The following is a 17898-nucleotide window of genomic DNA, read 5'->3' on the forward strand; positions in this document are numbered from 1 at the left end:
TGAGTGTTACTTGCTGAAATAGTCAAATAAGGGGGCTGGGTTTTGAATATAAGTGGATAGCTGTTTTCGTTCCGGTTGCCCCATATAAGGGATCTGCCCTAATAATGGAGTATTAATTTTTTGCGTAAGTAACTCAATTAATTCGTGATAATGGCGTAAACCCGGATTAACTCGATTTGCTATCCAACCAATTAATTTTCCGCCACGTTGTAGAATTTCATTTGCCGTCAGCAAAGCGTGATTGACACAACCTTCTTTAATTCCCACCACTAATACCACTGGCATATCATTTTGAATTACCCAATCAGCAAAGCTGTAGTCTTTGTTGATCGGGGTTAGCCAGCCATAAGTGCCTTCAACCACCACATTAGGGAATTTAGCTTCTAGCCTAGCCAAATCACTATTCAATTTTTCTAATTGAATGTGATGAACGGCATCAAGTGCAGCAAAGACAGGTGTGCTGGAGTGAATAAAGGTATAGCTGTTAATATCACGATAGCTTACTTCTTTAGGGCAACTGTCTAAAATCGTCAATACATCGGAATTATCTTCCGCGGCATAATCATATTGAGTTGGCTCGGTTGGCAATGAATCATCACCACCGCATGCAATCGGTTTATAGCCAACTACAGGAAATCCTTGTTCAGTAAGTATTTGGATAATAGCTCTTGTAACAATTGTCTTTCCTACATTGGTATCTGTTCCAGTAATAAATAATGATGGCATTACAAATTCCTTTGACAAAAAATTTACGTTCTGTAGTTTAACCAAGAAAAAATTAATTTATACTGTCCTTGATCAAATTTCCGTTATAAATTCCTTGTTTTATGGCAGAACAAGCAATTAATGGGCTATTCCAATCATATTGGCTGGTTACTAAATCAATTTTCAGATCTTGTTGTAATAAATTTTTATGTAATTTTGCCGAAAGTTGGTCAAACAACGGCTCTTTTATCCGAAGTAGAGGAGAGTTGAACATAATTTTCTCACTCGAGAAAATATTGACTAAATTCATTAATGCATAGGCTAAATTGTCGGTAATATGCTCTAAAATAGTTAATGCAAGCGGTTGATTTTCCTCAATTTTTTGACAGAATAAGCTGATTTTTTGTTCTGGCGTGGCTAAATCATTTGGTAAATATTTATCAATTAATTGCACAATAGCAGGAAAAGTGACTTGATTAATCAGTTTATAACGATCGATCGCTTCCAACTCAGGAACGGTTTCATCACTTAATTGGCTAAATTTTGGCAGTTGCATATTATCCACATTCATTTTTGATTGTTTATGTAATAAATTACCGTTTAATAATACGCTTACGTTTATAGTGTCATCTAATTCAATGAAAATGACATTGTTTTGGCTAATCAAAGAGCCCACTGTCGATTCTGCCAATAGCCACAATTGAAAATGTTCACTTAATAAAATTGGACAATCAAATAATGAAGCAAGTTTAGGTGTGATATAGCAAAGCATATTATGATTACCTAATTGTATAATGCTCCCTTTTTCCGCATTAATTCTACCTACAACACTTACCGAAACAGCAAGTAACTGTTCGTTATTGATAGTGTAAGCTTGCTGGAAATTGTCGATAAACTTCAAAATGTACTCATCTAATTGAGCATAGTTTTGAGGCGAGATTGTACAATCTTGCTTGCGGATTTGCTTACCATTTAATTGACAAAGCGAAATTTCAACCTTATGCGGTGAAACTGTTACGCATAATAATTGCCAAAAGAAATTCGAAACAGCTAAGCCAACAGAGGGGCGACCTCGTGCTAGGGTATTTTGCACCGTTCTTTCTAAAATAAAATGGCTATCTATCAATATTTTAGTCAGGTTAGTAACAGAAGCTGGAGCTAAGCCAGAGAGTTTAGCTAAATCAGTTCTTGAAATTAATTCAAATTGCTCGATGAGATAGTAAATTTTACCTAAGTGTAAGGCTTTGTTATCGGAAAACATTTAAAAATCCCTTTTATCATTTTGATGGCGGCAATTATTTTTTGATCTAAAAAAAATAACAATCTTTTTTTGTTTATAATGAGAGATAGATCACATAATTATTTTACGCTTTAAAAAAATTACGGAAACAGGTATGACATCGTTAATTAGTTATAAATGGGTGGAAACAAACGAACAACTGGCGGCAGTATGCGAAGAGGCTAAAAAAGTAAATATCGTAGCTCTTGATACTGAGTTTATCCGCACCCGTACTTATTACCCTATATTAGGTTTAATTCAGTTATATGATGGTAAGCAAGTTAGTTTAATCGACCCTATGACGATTTCTGATTTCTCGCCTTTTGTCTCATTATTGGTAGACAAAAGTACAATAAAAGTGTTGCACGCCTGTAGTGAAGACTTAGAAGTTTTTGAGCATCAATTCAAACAATTACCAGAACCAATGCTTGATACGCAAATTATGGCGAGTTTTGCGGGAGTAGGAATATCAATGGGCTTTGCGAAATTAGTTTCCCATTATTTAGAAGTTGAACTGGATAAAGGGGCTTCTCGCACAGATTGGCTTGCTCGCCCCTTAACTGAGCAACAGTTACAGTATGCAGCAGCAGATGTGTGGTATCTATTACCTATTTATGAAAAATTGGCTGAGGAATTAGCAAAGGGCAGCTGGCAAAATGCGGTTAAAGAAGAGTGTGAGGCAATATCAGCTAAAATTAAGCGAGTTGAAGATAAAACCAAAGCCTACAAAAATATTGCTAATGCGTGGCGATTAAACCAGCAAGAGTTAGCTATCTTACAAGTTTTAGCTAAATGGCGGATTGATGAAGCAGAAAAACGAGATCTGGCGTTAAATTTTGTGGTAAAAGAAGCTAACTTATTTCAGATTGCCAAGATACAACCAAAACATACCTCTCAATTATTAGAATTTATGCACCCAAGTGAGGTTCGAATTCACGGCAAAAAAATTCTCTGGTTAGTTGAGCAAGGAAAATCGGTTAAGCCTGACGATTATCCTATGCTTATTCAGCGGTTAGTGGACGAAAAAGGCTACAAATATAGTATGCAAGCGATGTTGCAAAAATTAGCTGAAATTCGACCACTTGATCTTGCCCCAGAACTGATTGCCAGCAAACGCCAATTAAACCAATTATTTAAATGGTTTATTGATGACAAGCCACAAGAAAAAATGCCTGAATTGTTGATTGGCTGGCGTAAGCCCTTCGGCGAACAATTATTATCGATTTTATTGTAAAATTAATTAGGACTATTTGTATTTAGCACAGTATAATTGTCTAAAAAGGAGTAAATATGGAACATAAAAAACTACCTAAAGCACTAGATGCTATTGATTTAAAAATCTTAAATGAGCTACAGCGTAACGGAAAAATCTCAAATATTGAGTTATCAAAACGAGTAGGACTCTCGCCAACGCCTTGTTTAGAGCGAGTTAAACGCCTTGAAAAAAATAATGTGATTACAGGTTACAAAGCTTTATTAAACCCAGAATTGTTAGATGCCCCTTTATTGGTTATCGTGGAAATTACCCTTGTCCGAGGTAAGCCAGATGTATTTGAGGAATTTAATAAAGCAATCCAGCAGTTAGACGAAATTCAAGAATGTCATTTAGTATCGGGGGATTTCGATTATCTATTAAAAACCCGTGTGGCAGATATGGCAGCATATCGTAAATTACTGGGTACAACCTTATTACGTTTACCCGGTGTGAATGACACTCGAACCTATGTGGTAATGGAAGAAGTGAAACAAACTAACTATTTGTTGTTAAAGTAAGGAGAATTGAGTGTTAGAACAACTCAAACCACATTTAAAGGGTAAAGAGACGTTAATTAAATTCGTGCTTCTATTAGCCTGTCTATTTGGTATTTATTTGTTAGTTGCGTGGGCAAGTTATAGCCCGTTAGATAATGCGTGGACAGCAGCAAGCACGCTTACACAAAAAACCTTAAATAAAGCAGGTGGTTTTGGTGCTTGGAGCATTGATATGCTTTATGCTATGTTTGGGAAAGTGACCGTGTTAGTCCCTTTTACATTAATCATTTCATCAATTTATGTGTTAGGAATGGGGCTAAGCTCTGAGATGAAATGGAAAACTTTTTGTTTTCGCTTAATTAGTTTTATCTTACTGATGGTTGGACTTTCAGGCTTATTTAGCGTGCTTTTCTCAAACACAGCTTACTATCTTTCTGGTGGGTTTATTGGCGGAATTTGGCAATCTGTACTTTCTGAAGCGATAGGTCAGTTTGGTGCGTTATTGATTGCGATGATTTGTACTGTTGCAGGTTTATATTTCTGTTCAGCTCAATCACTCTTACCGATTTTATTGCAGTTCTATGATTGGTTGATGGCAAAAACAGACGATCGTAAGTCTGATGAAGCCTCGTACAATTTGCAAGATTCGGAGCAAAATCAACCGCTTTCAGTTGAACAAGAAACAGCTGCTGAGGTTGAGGAGGAAAAACAGCCGCAATTTACCGATATCTCAGCATTCAAACGCCCAAATATTAGCGGTTTAAGACAATCTACTACTGAAACAAATAGTAGTGAAATGTATGATATTGAGCAAGACTTAACACTCCCAACCATTAATATCAATACTCAACTTGAATCTACTGGTGAGATTATTGAACAAGTTGAATCTGAAGAATTGGATTATCGCTCGCAGTATATTCAAACAAATGAAGTGCAAATGCCGACAATTCGTTTAAATACCGCAATTGAAAATGCGGTTGAGGCTACAACATCATTTACCGAGACAATTCAAAACGACGTAATCACGCCTCAAATCCAACTGGAAAATAGCATTGAGGAAGAGGTTGAAGAAGAAATTGATGATGTACGTGAAATTACGCCTGAATTTATGGTAGCACCACCGAAAGCAATGAAAGAGGTTACGGAACAGCCAAATTACCCGAAAGGTTATGGTGATACTTTAATTCACCCACTGTTACAACGAAAAGTAACTACTGAGAAACCAACAACCCCATTGCCAACATTAGATTTGTTAGATAAAGCGCCTGTGCAAATACAGCAAATTACCGAGCAAGAAATTCGTGATACTTCCGTGCGTTTAGAGGCGGAATTAGCCAATTTTGGAGTGAAGGCGACAGTTGAAGATGTATTAGTCGGTCCTGTAGTTACTCGCTATGAAATTCAACCTGCAGCGGGAGTTAAAGCTTCAAAAATTACTAATCTTGCGAGTGATATTGCTCGTGGTTTAATGTTTAAGGCAATTCGTATTACCGAAGTTATCCCAAATAAGCCTTATATGGGAATTGAAACCCCAAACAAACAGCGTGAAACTGTGTGGTTGCGTGATGTATTAGATAGCGATGAATTCCGTAATACCACCGCAACCTTGCCGATGGCGTTAGGTAAAGATATTAGTGGTGAGCCGGTTGTGGTGGATATGGCGAAAATGCCACACTTATTAGTAGCAGGGCAAACAGGTGGTGGTAAATCGGTTGGTGTGAATACAATGATTTTAAGCTTGTTATTCAAACTTACACCAGAGCAAGTTCGCTTTATTATGATTGACCCGAAAGTGGTGGAACTTTCTATTTACAATGATATTCCGCACCTATTAACGCCTGTGGTAACCGATATGAAAAAGGCAGCCAATGCGTTACGCTGGGCGGTGGAAGAAATGGAACGCCGTTATATTTTAGTCAGCCATTTACAGGTGCGTAATATTGAAGGCTACAATGCGAAAATTGACCAAGCAGCGGCAATGAATTTACCGATTCCTGATCCAACGTGGCGACCGGGTGACTCAATGGATAGCTTACCACCGCCACTACAAAAATTAAGCTATATTGTGTTAATTGTGGATGAGTTTGCGGATTTAATGATGTCTGCCGGCAAAGAAGTAGAAGAGTACATTATGCGAATTGCCCAAAAAGCAAGGGCGGTGGGTATTCACTTAATTCTTGCGACACAACGCCCATCAACTGACGTTATTACAGGGGTAATTAAGGCGAATATCCCAAGCCGAATTGCCTTTACGGTGGCGAGCCAAATCGACTCAAGAACGATTTTAGATTCTGGTGGTGCGGAAGCCTTATTAGGGCGAGGCGATATGTTGTACTCTGGAGCAGGCAGCCCTGATATTATTCGTGTGCACGGTGCGTTTATGAAAGATGAAGAAGTGCAACGTGTGGCGGACAACTGGCGAGCAAGAGGAAAACCTAACTATCTGGATAGCATTGTTGAGTCTAAATCAGAAGATAATAATGGTAAAAATGAGAATGCAGGAGGCGATTTAGATCCGCTATTTGATGAGGTAGTCGAATATGTAGTTGAAACAGGTTCTGTTTCTATCAGTAATATTCAACGTCGCTTCTCACTCGGGTTTAATCGGGCTGCGAGAATTGTGGATCAAATGGAAGCACAAGGCATTGTATCCGAACCAGGCAAAGGTGGAAAACGAGAAGTGCTTGCAAGGTAAGCTTTAATAGCTATATAACCAAGCGGTTAGATTTTATTGGAATTTTGCAAATTTTNTGCAAGGTAAGCTTTAATAGCTATATAACCAAGCGGTTAGATTTTATTGGAATTTTGCAAATTTTGAGAAAAATCTAACCGCTTATTTTTATTTGGGCTAAATTAATCGTAGTATAAAGGGAGTCTTTGAGCTAAAATCAACCATAATTTCATTTATGGATTGGAGATAATTATGAAATTAGGTGGGTTAAGACGTAGTAAAAACGTGGAAGACAGACGTGCAAGTAGCTCAGGAAGAATTTCTGTTGGGCGAGGTAAAGGGGGTATTCTTACCTTTATCATCGTGCTAGTTGGGGCTTATTATGGCGTGGATTTAAGCGGTTTAATGGGCGGTCAGGAAAGTTATCAACAAGCCTCTTCAAAATTGGAAAGTTCCGAAGAAGCACATTTAGAAGATTTATCTTCTAAAGTGTTAGCCAGCACAGAAGATATTTGGAGTGCTTATTTCAAACAAAATGGTCTAATTTATAAAGAGCCTACCTTAGTGCTTTATCGTGGTGCAACTCAAACGGCTTGTGGTACAGGTCAATCGGCAATGGGACCTTTCTATTGCCCCGTGGATCAAAAAGTCTATATCGATTTATCATTCTATGATGATATGCGTAAAAGATTAAGAGCATCGGGCGAATTTGCATTCTCTTATGTGATTGCTCACGAAGTAGGTCACCATGTTCAGAATTTATTAGGCATTACAAACAAAACCCAACGCGAACAGATGAGAGCGAAATCTAAAGCGGCGGCAAATCAAATTTCGGTGAATGTGGAATTACAAGCAGACTGCTTTGCCGGCGTTTGGGGTTATCAACTTGCTCAACAAAACAGATTAGAGCAACGTGATATTGAAGATGCTTTTAATGCGGCTCAAGCAGTAGGCGATGATAGATTACAACAACAAAGTCGAGGTTATGTTGTACCAGACAGTTTTACCCACGGCTCATCAGCTCAGCGTTTAGAGTGGTTCAAAAAGGGCTTAACAGCAGGTAATCCGTCAGTTTGTAATACTTTTAATTAAAAGTGAATTAAATTATTTGAAATCTTCTTATTATTGTACTATTATAATAGTACAACTTTATTTTTTATTCAGAGAGTGAAAAATGGCTTATACAGATACTAAAAATGATGATGTTAGAATCACAAATATTGAAGAATTATTACCTCCAGTTGCATTATTAGAGCGTTATCCTGCGAGCGATGTGGCAGCAGAAACGGTTGCGAAAACACGTAAAGAAATCCATAAAATTTTACACGGGGCTGATGATCGTTTGTTAGTGGTAATTGGGCCTTGCTCAATCCACGATCCTAATGCGGCATTGGAATATGCACAGAAAATTAAAGAAATGCGTGCAAACCCTAAAATTAACCAAAATTTAGAAGTGGTAATGCGTGTCTATTTCGAAAAACCACGCACAACGGTGGGCTGGAAAGGGTTAATTAACGATCCATACTTAAATGAAACCTATGCGTTAAATGATGGCTTGCGTATTGCCCGTAAAGTATTATCAGATATTAATGATCTGACTGTACCAACGGCAGGCGAATTTTTAGATATGATCACACCACAATATATGGCAGATTTTATGAGCTGGGGAGCTATTGGCGCAAGAACGACTGAATCACAAGTGCACCGTGAGCTTGCTTCAGGTTTATCTTGTGCAGTTGGCTTTAAAAACGGCACAAATGGCGGTGTAAAAATTGCATTAGATGCAATTTCTTCAGCAAAATCGCCACACCATTTCTTATCGGTTACCAAATTCGGTCATTCTGCTATTGTAACTACTGCAGGTAATCCAGATTGCCATATTATTTTGCGTGGTGGCGATAAATGCACTAACTACGATGCAGCTTCAATTCAAGAAGCCTGTACCGCAATCGAAAAATCAGGCGGTCGCCCACACGTTATGGTTGATTTTAGTCACGCTAACAGCCAAAAACAATTTAAACGTCAAATGGATGTTTGTGAAGATATTTGTAAACAAATTGCAGGTGGTTCAGAATGCATTTCGGGTGTGATGATTGAAAGCCATTTAGTTGAAGGTCGTCAAGATTTAATTGAAGGCAAAGGGTTAGAAGCCTTAGTTTATGGACAAAGCATTACCGACGGTTGTATAGGCTGGGAAGATAGCGAAAAAGCACTATTTGCTTTAGCCGAAGCGGTGGAACAACGCCGTAAAAATCGTCCGTAAAATTTCAATTTTAAGCGAATTTTTATATAATGGCGTACGTCTAAACGTATGCCTTTTATTTTTTAGAGAGATTATGACAACAATTCTTGCCTTAGATACTGCAACAGAAGCCTGTTCGGTTGCTTTACTCAATAATGGAAAAATTTCCACTCTTGATGAAATCAGCCCTCGCTCCCATACACAACGTATTTTACCAATGATTGATGAGCTTCTCACGCAAGCAAAAATTCAAATCAAAGATATTGATTATTTGGTATTCGGACGTGGGCCGGGCAGTTTTACAGGAGTAAGGGTTGGCGTGAGCGTTGCTCAAGGCTTAGCAATGGGGGCAAACCTACCTTTAATCGCAATTTCTAATCTGAAAGCAATGGCAGAAGAAGCCTACCAAAAACTCGGTGCAGAAAACATCATTGCATTAATTGATGCCCGAATGAATGAAGTTTATTTTGCTCAATTTTCCAGAAATGGCAATGAGTGGAATGAAATAGTTGCCGAACAAGTCTGTTCGCCTGAAAAGGCAATTCAACAATTCCAAGTAAGTGAAAAGACGGTTGTAGTCGGCACAGGTTGGGCAGCTTATTCGCAATTTTCTGAACAAAATCTACCGCTTGTAGTCAGTGAAATTACCTTACCTTCAAGTCGATATATGTTATCCATTGCACAGGCAGAAATTGCAAAAGGCAATGTTCAGTCTGCTCTTGAAATTGAACCTGTTTATCTCAGAAATGAAGTAACGTGGGAGAAGCTACCCCATAAAAAAGAATTGTAATATGCCCATATAACAAGCGATAGAAAATAGCACAATCCCAAGTAATTTAGTGGTGAGTTCAGCACTAATCAGATTACGTAATTTCATTGAGAAATAGACGGTACAGAGCGAGCTTACCACTACAATGCCGACAATCGCAAAATTCACATAGCCTGTTTGCCAAGTTGAGAGCGGCGAATCTATTAATGCAAATGGGCGTGATAAGTAGCCGTATAAATTCCCAATCCCACCAATAACCATCATATAATTTGTATAAACAGCAACTTGTTTAGGCGTAACTGAGCGGATTTGAGCCACGAGCGGTGCCATAATTGATCCCCCGCCAATGCCGGTAATACCGGCAATTAAGCCGCCTAATCCACAGCCTGCTATATTGCATATTGTTTCTTTATAAGCATAGAGGCGGAATTTGTTTGGTTTGGGCTTAAGGAAAAGGGTTTTGTATGAGAGGGTTAATAATGTGAAGATAAAGATCGCAATGATCATATTATCAGAGAAGAGAAAACTTAGTTCAAATCCAACTTGAACACCTACCATCATTCCTAATGACCATAACAATATGTTTTTTTTGCTAATTTGTATGTACTGGCGTTGGAATAGCATTAAATTGATGGTTGCTGTCCCCATTACAATCGTGAGTGAACAAGCGGCGACAACTTGTATTGGTAATTCAGGAAATAAAGAACGTAAAATCGGCACCATTAACACCCCTCCGCCTATGCCTAATAATGCGGAAATGATATTGACTACAGCACCACAAACGATCAAAATAATTACGGTTGTGATTGTCATAATTTGTCTCCTTAAAAATTGGAGCTAGTATGCTGATTTTTTTGATACAGGGTTATGATCGCAATCATATTGGGATAAAAATAGAATAATAAGGATACTCAATGGATAACTTTCCAATACCAGAACAGTTATTGTCTTGCCAATTATCTGTTATATCTGATTTAGAAAAAGGGGAAATGATCTACGCTCAAGGTCACCAAGCGAAGGAGTTTTATTTTTTAAAAAGTGGGTTGATTGGTTTATATCATATGCTTGAAAATGGAAAAGAAAGCCTAGTACGTATCTATAAAGCCCAAGATTATTTTGGCTTTCGAACGTTTTTTGGCGACCATACTTACCATTGTTCAGCGAGAGTATTACAATCTGCTGAAGTCATTAGAATTACACCATCAAATTTCACCGAATTTTGGTTAGAAAATACGACACTTATTACCTCATTACTTAAACAGCTCTCAACTGAGTTACAAGATGCTGAACACCGTCTTTCTATGGTTGCGTATCAAAAGACACAAGAGAGAGTATTCAGCAGTATTCATTACTTACATCACCACTACCCAAACTACCGTTGGACAAACAGTGAGATTGCTGAATTTGCAGGCTGTGAAACAGAAACTGCGATACGGGCAAGACGAGAATTGAAAAAAATCCGCTAAAAAAAGCGGATTTTTTTGATACTGTGATCATTATCACATCTGAACTATGACAAAAATCATATTCTATAGTTCAAAAGAAGATTTATGCTATTGCTGTCTCTAATGGGATATTAGTCTATATCAATCTTATTGAGGTGATGTATGTTATTAACAATAATTAGCTTTCTTGCTGTTACCGCATTGATCGGGTATATCTCGTGGTTGAAAACCCGCAATGACGATCTTTCCACCTCCAAAGGCTACTTCTTGGCAGGGCGTGGATTAAGTGCAGTCGTGATCGGTTGTTCAATGGTCTTAACTTCGCTCTCCACCGAACAGTTAATCGGGGTAAATGCGAACTCTTATGCAGGTAACTTCTCCATCATTGCGTGGACAGTACCGGCGGCGATTCCGCTCTGTTTCTTGGCGTTGTATCTGTTACCAAAATATATCCGTAACGGTTACACCACCATTCCGGAATTTTTTGAAAACCGTTTCGACCGCCAAACTCGTTTGATTATGTCCGGTCTGTTCTTGGTGTTCTATCTTTTTATCGTGATTCCGACCGCACTTTATACCGGTGCGATTGCCTTTAACAAAATTTTCAGCTTAGAAGCCAACTTCGGTTTAAGCTACGGTGAAGCGATTACTTATACCGTGGTTGCGATTGGTATCATCGGGGCGATTTATGCGATCTTCGGTGGCTTAAAAGCGGTTGCCGTGTCTGATACTTGGAATGCGGTGCTGTTAGTGATCGGGGCGTTACTTGTACCTGTATTTGCTTTAATCCACTTAGGTGATGGCAGTATGGCGGAAGGGTTTAAAACCATTACCACTACCCATGTGGAAAAATGGAATGCGGTGGGGGCATCGGGCGATGCTGTGCCGTGGCCGACTATCTTCACGGGTATTATGGTCGTTCACTTCTTCTATTGGACAACCAACCAAGCGATTGTCCAACGGGCATTGGGTGCAAGAGATTTAAAAGCAGGTCAAAAAGGTATCTTAATTGCGGCATTATTCCTGTTATTCTTGCCGTTAATCCTAAACTTACCGGGCTTATTGAGCTTCCACATTTTAGGTGAAGGCTTAAAACCAATTGATGTCTCTTACCCTGAATTAGTCAATAAAACCTTCCCAACTTGGTTACAAGGCTTCTTTATTGCCGCACTGTTCGGGGCGATTTTAAGTACCTTCAACTCATTCTTAAACTCAGCCGCAACGATCTACTGTAAAGACTTACTGCCGTCTATCAGCAAAAAACAGTTCAGCGATGGCGAGCTGATTAGCTATGCGAAAAAAGTCTCTGCGGTGATGGCGGTGATTACGATGATCTGTGGCCCGTTACTGATGTTCGGTACAGACGGTATCTTCCTCTTAACCAAACGCTTTGCGGGTTTTGTGAACATTCCTATCGTGGCACTGTTTGCGGTCGGCTTATTCAACAAAACCGTCTCTGGCTTAGCAGCTCGTATCGCTCTATTAGTACACGTTATCCTTTACTTCTCAATCGTTTGGGTGTTTGATGTTAAAATCAACTTCGTGTATGTGCAAGGTGGCCTGTTCCTGTTTGATGTGATTTTGATGTTAGTCTTAGGCACATTCTTAAGAAGAGCAACTCCGTATGAAGATAACAAAACCAATCACGCGAATATGGATTTAACTGCGTGGGAACACGCACCGTTAGCGGTTGCGTCTATCGCGTGGGGCTTAATCTGTATCTATGCGTTACTCTCACCACTGGGTTTAGCCTCACTCGAGGGCCGCCCAAGCACCGTATTGACCGTCTATGCGGTAGTACAAGCGGTGATTATTGCCTTCTTTTTTGCAAGAGCGAAAGGGAAAAAGGCCTAAATAAGAAAGGTAGGGGAACACCCTACCTTATTACTATTTTTAGTGATCTGATCCCCCTTTCTTAGCAAAGCAGGGGTTGTCAAATTCTAAATAAATAATGATTGTGTGTAGGGGCGGGCACAGGACCCGCCCCTACGAATATTAAGAAAGAGCCTGCCCCCCTACTTTGCTAAAGAGGGGAGTTTGATCACTGGTTCATAAGCTATCAGCTACACACTTCATAAAAAGAGGTCATCTATGAACAACATCATCTACATTCTTCTCGACCAGGTCCGCAAAGATATGCTAGGGACTTACGGTCATCAAGTGGTGAAAACGCCGAACCTCGACCGTTTAGCGAAAGACGGGATCCGTTTCAACAACGCTTTCACCCCTGCTTCTGTTTGCGGGCCGGCTCGTACCTCACTTTTCACTGGCTTAATGCCGTCCAGTCACGGGATTATCAAAAACGGGGAAAAGGGCGGGATTGGGGAAATTCCACAAAACAATCCGAACATTGCAGGTGTTGAGGGCTATAACTCGTTTGTGATCGGCAAATGGCATGTCGGCACTAAATCCGTGCCGGAAGATTACGGCATTGCTGGACATAACTTTGACGGCTACGGCTACCCGGGCAGCCAAGTGTTTAAAAATCTGGTCTTCAACCAACCACCGACACACTCCAACCGCTACAAAGAGTGGCTGGCGGAAAAAGGCTACGATGCCCCAGAAGTGAGCCGAGCCTACTTCGGTGATAACCCGCATTTGCAAGTACAAGAGCTGTGTGGCTTGCTATCGGGAACCAGAGAGCAGGCGATTGAGTGGTTTATCATTGATGAGGCGAAAAAATACATTCAATCGTCCTTAAACGAAAATAAACCGTTCTTTGCGTGGATCAACTTCTGGGGGCCGCATACCCCGTGTGTCGTGCCTGAGCCGTATTACTCAATGTACGATCCAAATCAAGTGGTGCTGGACGAAAGTTTCTTCAAACCGCTGGAAGGCAAGCCGAACCACTACCGCACCATTTCGCAAATGTGGGGAATGTGGGAAGCGGGCGAAGAGCGATGGAAAGAGGTGATTTCTAAATTCTGGGGCTACATCACTTTAATTGATGATGCGATTGGCGAGCTGTTCCGTTTCTTAGAGGAAAACAACCTCTACGATAACACTTTCCTTGTGGCGACCGCCGATCACGGCGATGCGATGGGGGCTCACCGAATGATTGAGAAAGGCGAATTTATGTTTGAAACGACCTACAACATTCCGCTGATTATCAAAGATCCGCAATCGAAACGGGTGAATGAAGTTGATGATAACCTGGTCTATCTTCACGACCTCACTTCCACCGTGTATGATGTGGCAAATCAGCCTGTGCCTGAGGCATTTCAGGGCGAAAGTATCCTGCCGATTACCCGTGAAAGCCGAGAAAACGACCGTAAAGGCTTGCTATGCCAGTTAGCGGGGCATTTCGTCTATTTCGAACAGCGAATGTGGCGGCGTAAGGATTACAAATTAGTCTTCAACGCCACCGACCGTTGCGAGCTGTACGATGTCCGCAAAGATCCGGAAGAGATGCACAACCTCTTCTATGATGAGGCTTACAAAGCAATCAAAAAAGAGCTGTTGGAAGAGATGCGTCAAGAGATGAAACGCCTAAACGACCCATTGGAAAACTGGGTATGGCGGATTATTGATGAGATATAATCATTGGTAGGGACGTATGACATACGTCCCTACAAAAATGCAGAAGGAGATGAATGAACACCGCCCCCTTTCACCTGATGGCAAAACCGAGTAGCTTTCACTGTAATATCAAGTGCGAGTACTGTTTCTATTTAGAAAAAAAGCATTCCATTCCCAAAGAAAAAACGCAATTTATGAGCGAAGCGACTTTGGAGAATTATGTTCGCAACTACATTCAATCAAGCCAACATCATCGGGTGGAATTTGTCTGGCAGGGTGGCGAGCCGACTTTGCTTGGGCTGGATTTCTATAAACAAGCGGCCAAATTTCAGCAAAAATATGCAAACGGCAAAACCATCAGCAATGCAATGCAAACCAACGGCATTGCTCTGAACCGCCAATGGGCAGCCTTTTTCAAAGAAAATCAGTTCCTGATTGGCTTATCCATAGACGGGCTCAGTGATATTCACGACCGATACCGCATTTCGGTAAACGGCAAGCCAACCTATGAAAAAGTCAAAAGTGCTGTCGAATTATTGAATGAATTTGGCGTAGCATTTAACACACTGACGGTGGTGAATGACCGCAACTGGCAGCTCGGCAAAGAGACCTATCACGCCCTCAAACAGCTCGGCAGTCGTTATATGCAGTTCATTCCAGTGGTGGAGCATAATCACGGCAAACTGCAACCATTCTCCGTGCCTCCACACGGCTACGGCAAATTCTTAGTTGATGTGTTTAATGAATGGCTACCCGATAGGGGGCAAATCTTTGTGATTGAGTTCGACAACCTACTCGGGCAGTGGCTCGGCTATCCGTCCAACAACTGCGTTTTCCGCCCGACTTGTGGGCAATCGCTAGTGGTAGAATCCTGTGGCGATGTGTATAGTTGCGACCATTTTGTCTATCCCGATTACAAAGTCGGCAACCTGAATCAGCAATCAATGGCGGACATTGTCTTATCGCCCCAACAACTTCAATTCGGCAACAACAAGCGGGATAAACTCTCCGAACTTTGCAAATCCTGCAAATTTCGCATTCTCTGTCACGGCGGCTGCCCGAAACATCGCATCATTCCGCAGGCAGAGGGCGAAAAGCATAACTACCTCTGTGCCTCTTACCAACACTGGTTTGCAGAAACTTCCACCGCAATGCGACAGATGAGTGAGCAGATTAGGTTTGCGAGTAGATAATTAAAATAAACAAGCGGTTAAATTTCTTCAATTTTTTGCAAATTTTTAGAGAAATTTAACCGCTTGCATTGTTCGTATTTATAGAGGCTAATTGCAATTAGCCTCTACATAAATATTATAGCTTTCCTAGCTTTTCTTTGTAGTGATAGCGACAAACAGAGAGATATTTATCATTACCACCAATTTGGATTTGCTCGCCATCTTTAATTGCGTCACCTTTTTCATTAAGGCGGACAACAAAATGCGCTTTTCTGCCACAATCACAGATAGTTTTTAGCTCTTCCAATTCATCAGCCCAAGCTAATAGATATTTGCTTCCTTCAAACAGTTCTGATTGGAAATCGGTTCTTAATCCATAACAAAGGACAGGAATTTTTAATTTATCTACTACATCGGTTAATTGGTAAACCTGAGTTTTTGTTAAAAACTGAGCTTCATCAATTAAGATACAGTGTAACGTTTCTTGTGAATTTAATGCTTTAATTTCCTTGAATAAATCGGTTTCTGCATTGAATAATTTAGCTTCTTGTGAAATACCAATACGAGAACTAACTTTGCCAACGCCAAATCTATCATCAATCGCTGCAGTATAAACGAGCGTATTCATTCCGCGTTCTTGGTAATTGTGAGAAGATTGAAGCAGGGTGGTTGATTTCCCTGCATTCATTGAAGAGTAGTAAAAATAGAGCTTTGCCATAATATAGAACAATAAAAAAACGGCTAATAATTTAGCCGTTTTTAGCTTAAGGATTAAACGTTGTCGATTTGACCTAAAAGTGAACGTAAACGATCTTGGAAATTTTGTTGTTCCGCTTTTAACTGCTCGTATTCGTTGCGTAAAGTTTCATTTTCTTGTTTAGCTGTATCATTTTTACCTTTTAGCTCTTCAACTTCTAATTGAAGTAATTGGATTGTTTCAACAGCTTGTTTAATTTTTTCTTCTAATTGGTCTAAAACCGATAATGACATAATAAATTCCCTCTAAATGATTGTAAAACTTATAAAGATTATACTCTAAATCAGACTTTATTTTTATAAAAAAGTTTGGTTATTTATGAATTTTTATTCAAATGGTGATTTTTTAGTAACGTAATTTTTCAGTTACTGCTAAAATGTAATCTCACTTCTTTTAAAGTTTTTCTTTCAAGAAACTAAGGAATAAAAATGAAACGAAATCTCTCTTTTGAATTTTCTCGTGTAACAGAAGCGGCTGCACTTGCGGCGTATTCTTGGCTCGGGCGTGGTGATAAAAATGCGGCTGATGAAGCGGCTGTTAAGGCAATGCGCTTTATGCTTAACCAAATGGAAATTCGTGGTGAAGTTGTTATCGGAGAAGGGGAAATTGATGAAGCTCCTATGCTCTATATTGGGGAAAAAATCGGTTTGTCTCGTTTGGAAGACGATGAAATTGCCATTGCAGTTGATCCGATTGACGGTACACGCATTACAGCAATGGGGCAAGCAAATGCACTTTCTGTTCTTGCAGCAGGTGGTAAAGATACATTCTTAAAAGCACCTGATATGTATATGGAAAAGCTGGTAGTAGGCCCTGAATGCAAAGGAATGATCGATTTAAACCTCCCGCTTGAACAAAATCTTCGCCGTGTTGCTTCTAAAAAAGGCAAATTACTTTCTCAATTAACTATTGCTATTTTAGCAAAACCTCGCCACGAGCAAATTATTGCTGATGTGCAAAAACTCGGGGTAAGGGTAATTGCAATTCCTGATGGCGATGTGGCAGCTGCAGTGCAATGCTGTTTACCTGATGGCGAATTAGATCTGCTTTATGGTATTGGTGGCGCACCTGAAGGTGTTGTAGCAGGTGCGGCAATCCGTGCTTTAGGTGGTGATATGAATGCTCGTTTAATTCCTCGCAACCAGGTGAAAGGAAATACTCCTGAGCACTTAACTGCAACAGAAAAAGAGCTTTCTCGCTGTAAAGAGATGAACGTACCGATTAATACGGTGCTGAAATTAGAAGATTTAGTGCGTGATGATAATCTCGTTTTTGTCGCAACGGGTATTACATCGGGGGATTTATTAAAAGGCATTAAGCGTAGAGGCAATATTGCCAGCACAGAAACCCTATTAATTCGTGGTAAATCAAGAACTATCCGTAAAATCCAATCTGACCATTACGTTGATCGTAAAGATAATGAACTTCTTTCATTAATGGATTTATGATTTTCTCCATAAAGTGTAGAAGATTAGACTTGATCTGACAATTCACTCTAAAAAGTGAGAGTTTCCCGTTTAGAATATGAGTGTCAAAAATCAATCTAAACAAAAAGGAAACTCTCATGTTTTATTCTAACAACCCTCT

16 protein-coding genes are annotated in these 17898 nt (G+C 39.9%); 11 read left to right on the forward strand and 5 right to left on the reverse strand.

The features are described 5' to 3' along the window. Positions 1-6: 6 nt before the first annotated feature. Together bioD and ACERCF_RS02095 are read right to left on the reverse strand one after the other, a co-directional pair. Positions 7-726 (reverse strand): dethiobiotin synthase, encoded by a 720-nt coding sequence (bioD, locus tag ACERCF_RS02090; RefSeq protein ID WP_373611571.1) that lies wholly within the window; start codon positions 724-726, stop codon positions 7-9. 52 nt (positions 727-778) lie between these two features. Then, positions 779-1966, reverse strand: a complete 1188-nt coding sequence (locus tag ACERCF_RS02095) for an ROK family protein (protein WP_373624447.1) — start codon at positions 1964-1966, stop codon at positions 779-781. 133 nt (positions 1967-2099) lie between these two features. Here ACERCF_RS02095 and rnd point away from each other — a divergent pair, with 133 nt between their 5' ends. From rnd to tsaB, 6 genes are all read left to right on the forward strand, one after another. Then, positions 2100-3218: a ribonuclease D gene (gene rnd / locus ACERCF_RS02100; protein WP_373624448.1), complete on the forward strand. Its 1119-nt coding sequence runs from the start codon at positions 2100-2102 to the stop codon at positions 3216-3218. Between the two features lie 56 nt (positions 3219-3274). Further along, positions 3275-3757: a leucine-responsive transcriptional regulator Lrp gene (lrp, locus tag ACERCF_RS02105; protein WP_025236006.1), complete on the forward strand. Its 483-nt coding sequence runs from the start codon at positions 3275-3277 to the stop codon at positions 3755-3757. 10 nt (positions 3758-3767) lie between these two features. Then, positions 3768-6431 carry a DNA translocase FtsK gene (locus ACERCF_RS02110; RefSeq protein ID WP_373624449.1) on the forward strand — a complete coding sequence of 888 codons (2664 nt, stop codon included), beginning with the start codon at positions 3768-3770 and terminating at the stop codon, positions 6429-6431. 228 nt (positions 6432-6659) lie between these two features. Then, complete coding sequence (gene ypfJ, locus ACERCF_RS02115) at positions 6660-7499, forward strand: KPN_02809 family neutral zinc metallopeptidase (protein WP_373624450.1); 840 nt, start codon at positions 6660-6662, stop codon at positions 7497-7499. Positions 7500-7581: 82 nt separating this feature from the next. Next, the gene (gene aroG / locus ACERCF_RS02120; RefSeq protein WP_373624451.1) at positions 7582-8670 is read left to right on the forward strand and encodes a 3-deoxy-7-phosphoheptulonate synthase AroG; all 1089 of its coding nucleotides are present in this window, start codon (positions 7582-7584) and stop codon (positions 8668-8670) included. Positions 8671-8740: 70 nt separating this feature from the next. After that, on the forward strand, positions 8741-9439 hold the full coding sequence (gene tsaB, locus ACERCF_RS02125; protein WP_373624462.1) for a tRNA (adenosine(37)-N6)-threonylcarbamoyltransferase complex dimerization subunit type 1 TsaB: 699 nt from the start codon (positions 8741-8743) through the stop codon (positions 9437-9439). Here tsaB and ACERCF_RS02130 read toward each other — a convergent pair. Beyond that, positions 9416-10231, reverse strand: a complete 816-nt coding sequence (locus ACERCF_RS02130; protein WP_159630227.1) for a sulfite exporter TauE/SafE family protein — start codon at positions 10229-10231, stop codon at positions 9416-9418. The genes tsaB and ACERCF_RS02130 overlap by 24 nt on opposite strands. A 101-nt stretch (positions 10232-10332) precedes the next feature. Between ACERCF_RS02130 and ACERCF_RS02135 the strand changes: the two genes are divergently transcribed. From ACERCF_RS02135 to ACERCF_RS02150, 4 genes are all read left to right on the forward strand, one after another. After that, the gene (locus ACERCF_RS02135; protein WP_373624452.1) at positions 10333-10884 is read left to right on the forward strand and encodes a Crp/Fnr family transcriptional regulator; all 552 of its coding nucleotides are present in this window, start codon (positions 10333-10335) and stop codon (positions 10882-10884) included. Positions 10885-11025: 141 nt separating this feature from the next. Then, positions 11026-12717, forward strand: a complete 1692-nt coding sequence (locus ACERCF_RS02140; RefSeq protein WP_373611564.1) for a solute:sodium symporter family transporter — start codon at positions 11026-11028, stop codon at positions 12715-12717. Between the two features lie 237 nt (positions 12718-12954). Continuing rightward, on the forward strand, positions 12955-14403 hold the full coding sequence (locus ACERCF_RS02145; RefSeq protein WP_373624453.1) for a sulfatase family protein: 1449 nt from the start codon (positions 12955-12957) through the stop codon (positions 14401-14403). Positions 14404-14456: 53 nt separating this feature from the next. After that, positions 14457-15575: an anaerobic sulfatase maturase gene (locus ACERCF_RS02150; protein WP_373624454.1), complete on the forward strand. Its 1119-nt coding sequence runs from the start codon at positions 14457-14459 to the stop codon at positions 15573-15575. Positions 15576-15690: 115 nt separating this feature from the next. On the opposite strand, the gene ACERCF_RS02155 is transcribed toward ACERCF_RS02150, so the two are convergent. Both ACERCF_RS02155 and zapB read right to left on the reverse strand, forming a co-directional pair. Beyond that, a complete protein-coding gene (locus tag ACERCF_RS02155) occupies positions 15691-16272 on the reverse strand; it encodes a thymidine kinase (RefSeq protein WP_373624455.1) in 582 nt (193 codons plus the stop codon). Between the two features lie 53 nt (positions 16273-16325). After that, positions 16326-16544, reverse strand: coding sequence for a cell division protein ZapB (gene zapB, locus ACERCF_RS02160; protein ID WP_188156326.1), 219 nt, complete (start codon positions 16542-16544; stop codon positions 16326-16328). 195 nt (positions 16545-16739) lie between these two features. Between zapB and glpX the strand changes: the two genes are divergently transcribed. After that, positions 16740-17759, forward strand: coding sequence for a class II fructose-bisphosphatase (gene glpX / locus ACERCF_RS02165; protein ID WP_373624456.1), 1020 nt, complete (start codon positions 16740-16742; stop codon positions 17757-17759). Positions 17760-17898 lie beyond the last annotated feature (139 nt).

It is taken from the genome of Mannheimia kashgarensis (assembly GCF_041807705.1).
Lineage (GTDB): Bacteria > Pseudomonadota > Gammaproteobacteria > Enterobacterales > Pasteurellaceae > Mannheimia.

Bases quoted from the DNA above. Each gene is read 5' to 3' on its own strand.
- bioD (WP_373611571.1), bottom strand. From the start codon at position 726: ATGCCATCATTATTTATTACTGGAACAGATACCAATGTAGGAAAGACA.
- ACERCF_RS02095 (WP_373624447.1), bottom strand. From the start codon at position 1,966: ATGTTTTCCGATAACAAAGCCTTACACTTAGGTAAAATTTACTATCTC.
- rnd (WP_373624448.1), top strand. From the start codon at position 2,100: ATGACATCGTTAATTAGTTATAAATGGGTGGAAACAAACGAACAACTG.
- lrp (WP_025236006.1), top strand. From the start codon at position 3,275: ATGGAACATAAAAAACTACCTAAAGCACTAGATGCTATTGATTTAAAA.
- ypfJ (WP_373624450.1), top strand. From the start codon at position 6,660: ATGAAATTAGGTGGGTTAAGACGTAGTAAAAACGTGGAAGACAGACGT.
- aroG (WP_373624451.1), top strand. From the start codon at position 7,582: ATGGCTTATACAGATACTAAAAATGATGATGTTAGAATCACAAATATT.
- ACERCF_RS02130 (WP_159630227.1), bottom strand. From the start codon at position 10,231: ATGACAATCACAACCGTAATTATTTTGATCGTTTGTGGTGCTGTAGTC.
- ACERCF_RS02135 (WP_373624452.1), top strand. From the start codon at position 10,333: ATGGATAACTTTCCAATACCAGAACAGTTATTGTCTTGCCAATTATCT.
- ACERCF_RS02140 (WP_373611564.1), top strand. From the start codon at position 11,026: ATGTTATTAACAATAATTAGCTTTCTTGCTGTTACCGCATTGATCGGG.
- ACERCF_RS02145 (WP_373624453.1), top strand. From the start codon at position 12,955: ATGAACAACATCATCTACATTCTTCTCGACCAGGTCCGCAAAGATATG.
- ACERCF_RS02150 (WP_373624454.1), top strand. From the start codon at position 14,457: ATGAACACCGCCCCCTTTCACCTGATGGCAAAACCGAGTAGCTTTCAC.
- ACERCF_RS02155 (WP_373624455.1), bottom strand. From the start codon at position 16,272: ATGGCAAAGCTCTATTTTTACTACTCTTCAATGAATGCAGGGAAATCA.
- zapB (WP_188156326.1), bottom strand. From the start codon at position 16,544: ATGTCATTATCGGTTTTAGACCAATTAGAAGAAAAAATTAAACAAGCT.
- glpX (WP_373624456.1), top strand. From the start codon at position 16,740: ATGAAACGAAATCTCTCTTTTGAATTTTCTCGTGTAACAGAAGCGGCT.